Source organism: Paenibacillus validus NBRC 15382, assembly GCF_004000985.1.
GTDB lineage: Bacteria > Bacillota > Bacilli > Paenibacillales > NBRC-103111 > Paenibacillus_G > Paenibacillus_G validus.
This window is the reverse complement of record NZ_BIMH01000089.1, coordinates 1-8034: the sequence shown is the minus strand read 5'-3', so window position 1 is coordinate 8034 and position 8034 is coordinate 1. Positions and strand designations below refer to the sequence as shown.

The window sequence follows — 8034 nt, the reverse complement described above, 5'->3', positions numbered from 1 at the left end:
GTTAATAGCTATAAAACCCCATAACTGGAACATTCAATTCCATACTCTCCAGTTGCTCCATGATTTCTATCTCCCAATCCGACACGATAATTATCATTTCTAATCCGACAATATCTGTGATCTGAGTCGGAGACGTTACTGGTATGCCATCAATGACTTGGTCCCATTTTTTAGGGTCATTATCAATAAAACTGATAATCTTCACATCTCGTTTAACTAAATGTCGATAGATCATTAGTCCAAGATGTCCAGTACCGAATATGGCTACCTTTCTTGCACCAACAGTATATAAATGCGCCTCTATACGCTTGATTTGCCTTGGTATCATTGGTCTTCTTAGGAAGCCTTTATCTTGGGGTCCTAGAAGTGATAGGTGATCCGATTTTACAACACCTGGCGAAATACGACGCCGTGCAGTTGCTTTGTAATAATCGTATACTTTCTTGCAAAAAGTCTCAACCGACGGCAATACCGGAATTTGTTTCGACCAAGATGTTAATATCTCAGGAAAAGCGGTGATTTTTTTCATTAGCAAAAGTAACTGTTCTATATTTCCCGCTTCAAACAAAGCCCCGAACTCCGGACCAATCATTTCGGGAATGCCTCCCAAATTTGACCCTATAACCGGAGTATGATACTGGAGTGCTTCTAGGATGACTAGCGGCTGTTCCGGACAAATCGTTGGAACAACCAGAACATCTATTTCATCAAAAATGGCCTCTAGCTCGTTGGACTGATATGAGCCCTTCCAAAAAACATTAGGTATACTGCCCATTACTTTTTCAATAGTTGGCCGATATAACGGATCAATGGATCCATAAATGACTAATCTTGAATGAGGGTCATTCAATTGACGAAATGCCTCTAGAAGAATATGGGGGCCTTTATGTACAAGCAAATTGCCAATAAATCCAAAGGTAACCCCGTTCTTGTCATGGTTGATTTTCAAACTTGTTCTATCCAAAGAATCTAAAGATGTATGGATGGAAACAACCTTCTTGTCATTTAGCCCCTCTTGTAATAATCTATTTCTTATAGCATCGGATACAGTCACAATTAGATCTGCTTTCTTGTCCAATGCGTCTGTGATAAATTGGTATCTAGCTACAAATGGCATTACTTCAGTTCCAACATGTTGATGGGCTGAATCGAAACAATGGATACATCTTGCGCCAAGGTTGGGACCGTCACACAATTTTAAATCCGAGTTTATAAGAAAACTTCTGGGACAGATGGACCAGTAGTCATGTAAAGTGACCACCGTCGAAACTCCTTTTTCTTTGGCTACTCCCAGTAATGAAACACCTAGGTCGGATAGATGCTGAAAATTAATAACATCCGGCTTTTCCTCATCTAAAAAATGCTCAAACTTAGAGGTTGTGACTGAATCGGCAAAACAATCTTTCATAGGATCATAGCTGAGCTTTATGCCCATATCACATTCTATAAATCGATAATGAACCCTTGGATGATCTATCTCTTTATGTTTTACTGCTTCTTGACTAGAGCAAAATATTAAATTAATGATTTCTATGTCGGAATCCAATTGAAGCAGCCCGCTATTTAAGACAGAAATGTAACGATCTACACCGGTTACCCCATGGTAAGGAAAGGCTTGGACAACCTTCATGATTTGAAGTTCTCACTCCGCTCAATTCTGATTTTCGACTCCTGGTCAACAACTACGAGGTGCTTTGCTTCTCGATAAGCCTTATGTTCCAAATAATCAAAGTATTGAAAGACAAAGCTATTTTTGTCTACTTTCTCATATGCCGCCACTTCTTTAGCCAAGTCCCCATGTTTCGTTAATGTGAGAGGTACCGAAAACCATCTGCATAGTGGAGCCAACGCATGGTATCCCATGACATCATGGACGTGGACCACATCCGGTTTTTGGTCCGATCTCAAGATCTTCAACATTAAATAACGGAGTAACATTTGGCGACAAGTGAATGCAGCGATTTCCCCGCTTTTAGGAAATATGGCCGCAAAGATTATGTGAAAATGAATTAAAAGCATTACTCTTAAGTTTAAATTTACCATCCCGAGAGACATTACCTGTACCTGAAAACCCGTATGACTGGAGCAAGTCTGCAGTAATTCGATATAAGATTGCAAACCTCCTATCGTCATATCGAAGATTGTGGTCACTATTGTTCGGATAGGCCGATTAGGTGCATCGACAACTGTCTCGTAAATCTTTTTTTACAAAAGGCATTTGGTGACAAATTCTCTCTATAATATCGGTATGCATTCATTCCTAGTTGAGCTCTTTCATCCGGATTATCCATTAAACGTTTGAGAGCCGCTGCCAGTTCAACAGAAGAAGCTGGACTTACTAATAAACCATTAACACCATCTTCTATTATATAAGGAATACTTCCCGTCTTTGTTGCAACCAATGGTTTTTGCGCGGCCATAACTTCAATTAAGGAAATGGGCATGGCTTCATTTAAAGACGGCAATACAAAAATATCACATTACTCAAGGTAGGGTCTGATATCAGCTTGAAACCCCAGAAATCGCACACACGATGTCAAGGCTTTTTGATCACAAAAAGATTTTAAAGACTCAGCCTCAGGTCCTCCACCTATTAGTAAAATTTCAAACTGACGTTGATCTTGTATCAATAATTGAGCAGCCTCTAATAAATAACGATGACCTTTAATGGGATCCAACCTTGCAATACATCCAATCTTAACCACGCCGTTATCGTTCGGTTGTACGATTTCTCTAACCTTTTGAAGTCGTGTAGTCCCTCCGATAACCTGAACAGAATCCAATGGGCGACTTGTCCGATTTGCATTATAATATTTTACAAGAAGTGCTCAGATATAGTTAATAAGGGTGATTAGAAATACCGGAATTACTGCTAATATAAAAATCACGGATTGGATCCATAAACGAATCCTTAGCTCCGTTATTGTTTTTAGCTTTTCCGGACCCTGGTCATGGTATTGTAAAATATGAAGCGGCTTAATTTGATCGGCAATCCGCAGCAAGTTTTTATATGTGGTTGAACCATACAAGCTATAGGGGAGCAAGATCAGATCATATTTGTTATCTCTAAGCTCTTCTAACAATTGGCCGGGGATTTTCTTCTTATCCAAAAAGCCTGTATACTCCAATAAGTAATAATTCCGGCACGGCTTTTCTCCACGATCCCAATCTACGTCCCTATATAATCTATCTCCACATCCATATAATGCTTTTTCAAATAATCAAGCGCCGCCTGGCATATCGGTTTTGGTGCTGTACGAAACATTAAGACCCTCATGTGTACTTTCAGCCCCTAAGTGGGATTCCTAATTTTGCTGGATATTTTGCAAACCCGATAATCGTTTTTCAACTGAACCCTTTTATACTTAATATTCTTGTATTTATATTTAATTGGTTTCTGATTTGATCTATAATTTCATCAACATATTTTATTGATGCAATAACAATTATATCGACATGGTTTTCCTTTAAATAGTCAGGAGAGCGTATAATAAACTTATTTTGAAATACAGTCCCTTGCAAGGTCTTATTATTATCAATAACTACCTTGACCTTACGTGCGAGGTTGTCTGAGCTCGTGTATAACAACCTGCAAATTTCTCCACTTCCCCATACAGCAATCGAGATATCATCTTTATCTGAATATGCTATTATCGTTGATACAAGCATCTCAAACAGATATTCTTGGTATGTTTTTAATTTTTGAACGAAATGTCTTGTCTCTTCAATAAATGAATTAAAAAATATTTTATTATCATTTGCCAAGTGCATAGCATCCATAACCATTTTAAAGTGAGAAGGATCGTTAGACTCTTCAATGAGTTTAAAACAAACAGTTCCACATTGCTTTAGATAATGATTACGGACAATATGAAGATACTCTTCTGAAACACCTATTTCCTCATAAAGTTCAATGACATCTTTCAGTCTTAGTAATAATATTTTAGGCAAATGCCCTGACCATTCTTGACTCCCTTGTCCTAATAAGACGATGGGATCTCCAATATAATAAACAGGTTTATTAATCATGGAAATAGCAACAATTTTTAAATGCGGATAGGTCATATCCAATCTGGAAAATTGATTATCCGCTATTTTATCAAATTGAATACAATTTGAATATTGTAGCCAAGTCGTTCTTCTAAAGATACTAGATACGATGGCAGTAAATAAATAAGAAGCCCAATCCGTATCAATCCCCAGCAAATGCTCCCAATTATTTAGCTGTTTTTCTGTCAAATCTTTTGACAAACACTCTTTCAAACTAGGAGTATAAGCTGAATTAAAATTATCAATAATGCCGTCTCTCTCTTTGATTTGTTTTGTAAAATAGTTAATAAAAAAATAATCAATCAATTTATTTTCTTTAATGATCTCTACTATCTTATTGACCTTACCTTGCCGCACCATATCATCGTCGCCTATAACCCAACAATATTCCCCTGTTGCGATTTCTTCGATTGCTGTAAATATATTTCCTACGGCACCCATATTTTCATTGTTTCTATTATATTTAAAGCTTCCTGTTTGAAGGGCTTGCCTAACTACTTCTTCCGTTTGATCTGTTGACGCGTTATCTGAAACGACAAGCTCCACATCTTCCAGATCTTTAATCTGCGGCAATAGAGATTTGAGCGCTTTTTCAAGTAATGACGCCCTATTATAAGTAGGAATAATGATAGTGAGTAGCGGTTTTTTCATTTGTGCCTCCAACTCTTAAATAGAAGGTCTAACTAACCCAAGTTTTTCTCTTAAGAAATCTTGACTGCCGACATAATGCGAATACACATCAGGTAGCCCTATCCTCTTGAACTTAATTTTCTTCTCACTTTCTGCCACAACCTCAGCAACTGCGCTCCCTAGGCCTCCTACAATGTTATGTTCTTCCAAAGTTAGGATGGGAAGTCCCTCTTCAATGATCTTATTAATCATTTCCACATCAATTGGCTTTACGGTTGGCATACTTATAAGTCTGACCTTTACGTTTTGTTCGTCCCATTCTTTGACCCATTTCAAACCCAATTCCAACGTATTGCTTGTCGTTATTAAAACTAAATCATCACCTTTTGTTACTTCAATCGCTTTTCCTAAAGAGATTTTAGTGCCAGGACTGTGTATTTGAGGCTCATTATTTTTACCAAGTCTAATATACATAGGGCCTTGATGATAAAAGCTTGCATTAGTCAGTTCTCTAACTTCTAATGGGTCACCCGGAGCGCAAACCGTCATATTAGGAAGCGCCCGCATAATTGCAATATCCTCTATAGCGTGATGGGTTGCGCCTTGCGGACCATATGATAACCCAGCCCCGACTCCAACCAGTCTTACATTAGTATTCATATAAGCGACATCAATACGAATTTGCTCAAAGCATCTCATTGTTACGAAAGGCACTATACTGTAAACATAGACAATTTTTCCTGAAAGGGCCAGGCCTGATGCAACACCTACAGCGTTTTGTTCAGCAATCCCTGCATTTAAAAACCGCTTAGGAAACTCATCCCTGAATTTCTCTAGGACAGAAAACCCCAAATCTGGAGTGATTAGATAGATTCTATCATCTATTCTGGCTTGTTGCATTAATGTATCTAGAAAGGTAGTTCTCATAATGCACGGCTCAACTCTTTCAGCGCTTTTTCTAATTCTTGAGTATTGGGCGATTTATAATGCCATTCAAGTTTATCTTCCATAAAACTAACACCTTTGCCTTTTACAGTATGAGCAATAATGACTTTTGGATTCATGGTTGCCGGTTGATTAAAGCAGCTTTCGAGGTCAAATATGGAATGACCATCGACCTCAAGAACATCCCACCCAAAGGACTTCCATCTTTCGGCTAGATTTTCCTGGTTAATTATATCTTTGGTGTTTCCAAAGCCTTGCAGCTTATTGCAGTCAATAATTGCTGTAATATTATTCAATTTATTGTGCGACGCTAACATAGCCGCTTCCCAAACACTTCCCTCATTACATTCGCCGTCGCCTAATAAAACATAAATGTTCCCGGGATTATTATCCAGCATGTTGGCGATTGACATTCCCACACCAACAGATAAACCATGACCTAAAGACCCCGTTGACAGCTCGATGCCAGGCACAGCTTTCATATCGAGGTGACCCGGTAAAATTCCATCATCGATATAATACCGATTTAAAATTTCCTTCGAAAAAAAACCCCTCTCCGCCAAAGTGGAGTATAGGGCAGCACTTCCATGCCCCTTACTTAATATGAATTTGTCTCTATCCGGCTTTAGCGGATTCTCCGGATCTACTTTCATTATTTTGAAGTAAAGAACGTATAAAATTTCTACTATCGATAAGCATGTGCCGACATGCGACGATTTTGAATAGTGGGTCATATAAATAATGGATTCTCTGATATTTTTAAGATGCATGGTTCACCTCCCAAACACATAATATCTCCTTGAAACATATATTTGTTCCTTAACAGCGAGATGATTTCATCCTGATACGAGACAGCAAAAATAATAATTAGCTCATTGTCATTAATGGCCTCGAAGCTTGGCGTAACGATTAGGGCCGAACTATTACAGATATATTTATTGTGCTTGTGAGGATCTGAATCAAAAATATGTTTCAAATTTAAATCCTGACCAATAACGGTTAGAATAGCTTGTGCTTTTGCACCGGCTCCCCAAGCAGAAATGTGGTTATATGTCTTGGAATGATCAATAATATACTTAAAGTCATTCACTCTTTTCTCGTTTAAATTCGGTTTCTTTTCTATTTTCCTTAAGTAAATCTCTAAATAATCGTCTTGGAAACTCTCTTGAACTTTAATCACATTAAAATTTGCTCTTTCAGCCAAGTAGCATAAACTCATAGAAGTAAAATAATTTAAATGATCCGAAAACAAATCAAAATATCTGCCCTCCGACAACATTTTTTGAGCATTTGGAACTTCAATTAAACCCACCGCATCATCATCCATTAAATCATACGCAACCGATAAAATTTCAAATGGGTTAGGTAAATGTTCGAATACCTGTCGGGATACAAAAGCATTAAATAAATAATTAAATTTTATATCTCTTGTTAAATATTCATTTATTACTTGAAGTCCTTTTTTTTCGCACTCAAAGAAAAATGTTTTTGACGGCTCAACACCGACAACGTTAGAAAATTTATTTTTTGAGTGATCCATGAAGTTACCATCCCCACAGCCAATCTCCAAGAAATTGACCGGCACTTTACATAACTTGAAAAGTTCATTCACTTGTTTTTTTTGATGATCTTGCATTTTCTCTGAGTAACTGGCTGTCATGAGATACTCTTCATAATAACTGTCAATATTAACATCCGGGATTTGATAGTGCCCACACCTGTTGCATTTATATAAATCTAAATCTACACCCTTTGATGCCGTTGGTGTATCATATAGTTTCGAGACTTCTCTCGCACTATCAGGCACCTTTAGGAATAGCTCCATATGCCAATCACATATTCTACAATTCACTGATACTCAACTCCAATTATCTTTTTTCAGGCTATTAATTAAGTTGCCTAAACCGACTCTTAATTCAGTCCTAGGTCTCCAACTTGTGTCCTTCGTGATACGTTCAATGTCCGCTTCTAAATGCATGACTTGATCTTGTCTATATGGAATTTGGCCAAACCCAAGTGATAGGTTTGGGTTTATTAAATTTCTTGCTTGTTCCATAATGCTTCTTATAGGCAAACTCTGGCCAGAACCCAAATTATAAACGCCTGAAGCTGTATTAGATTCCGATAAATTTACTAATGCTTCAGCAGCATCCTCAACATAAAGATAATCCCACAGCTGTTCCCCCAGGGTTAGCGCAGGTGTTTTATTATCAAGCATAGTTTTTATGGTATCTGTTAATAACCATCCACTGTTATCATATGGTCCATAAGTACTGAAAACTCTAACCCATACTGCCTCAATGCCTATTTCCCTTGCCAATATTTGCGAAGAATTGCAGGTTGCCAATTTAGCAACCCCGTACATTGTTGTCGGATGAGCAACATCCGTTTCTTTGATCTTCTTATTAA

8 protein-coding genes and 1 pseudogene are annotated in these 8034 nt (G+C 37.7%); all 9 read right to left on the bottom strand.

Features of this window, described 5'->3' with window-relative positions:
- Position 1: 1 nt before the first annotated feature.
- Positions 2 to 1630: a glycosyltransferase gene (locus tag PVA01S_RS25755; RefSeq protein WP_127610710.1), complete on the bottom strand. Its 1629-nt coding sequence runs from the start codon at positions 1628 to 1630 to the stop codon at positions 2 to 4.
- Positions 1627 to 2133, bottom strand: coding sequence for a glycosyltransferase family 4 protein (locus PVA01S_RS27815; protein WP_127610708.1), 507 nt, complete (start codon positions 2131 to 2133; stop codon positions 1627 to 1629). The genes PVA01S_RS25755 and PVA01S_RS27815 overlap by 4 nt, the downstream gene beginning before the upstream one ends.
- Positions 2134 to 2150: 17 nt before the next feature.
- Positions 2151 to 2705 (bottom strand): annotated as a pseudogene (locus PVA01S_RS27450) (glycosyltransferase).
- 123 nt (positions 2706 to 2828) lie between these two features.
- Positions 2829 to 3110, bottom strand: coding sequence for a hypothetical protein (locus tag PVA01S_RS25735; protein ID WP_127610702.1), 282 nt, complete (start codon positions 3108 to 3110; stop codon positions 2829 to 2831).
- Positions 3111 to 3345: 235 nt separating this feature from the next.
- Positions 3346 to 4701 carry a glycosyltransferase family 2 protein gene (locus tag PVA01S_RS25730; RefSeq protein WP_127610700.1) on the bottom strand — a complete coding sequence of 452 codons (1356 nt, stop codon included), beginning with the start codon at positions 4699 to 4701 and terminating at the stop codon, positions 3346 to 3348.
- Positions 4702 to 4716: 15 nt separating this feature from the next.
- The gene (locus PVA01S_RS25725; RefSeq protein WP_127610698.1) at positions 4717 to 5607 is read right to left on the bottom strand and encodes a transketolase family protein; all 891 of its coding nucleotides are present in this window, start codon (positions 5605 to 5607) and stop codon (positions 4717 to 4719) included.
- Complete coding sequence (locus tag PVA01S_RS25720; protein WP_230876231.1) at positions 5604 to 6395, bottom strand: transketolase; 792 nt, start codon at positions 6393 to 6395, stop codon at positions 5604 to 5606. The genes PVA01S_RS25725 and PVA01S_RS25720 overlap by 4 nt, the downstream gene beginning before the upstream one ends.
- Positions 6356 to 7432, bottom strand: coding sequence for a class I SAM-dependent methyltransferase (locus PVA01S_RS25715; RefSeq protein ID WP_164751981.1), 1077 nt, complete (start codon positions 7430 to 7432; stop codon positions 6356 to 6358). The genes PVA01S_RS25720 and PVA01S_RS25715 overlap by 40 nt, the downstream gene beginning before the upstream one ends.
- A 51-nt stretch (positions 7433 to 7483) precedes the next feature.
- On the bottom strand, positions 7484 to 8034 hold a 551-nt coding region (locus PVA01S_RS25710), incomplete at its 5' end, for an NAD-dependent epimerase/dehydratase family protein (RefSeq protein ID WP_127610695.1).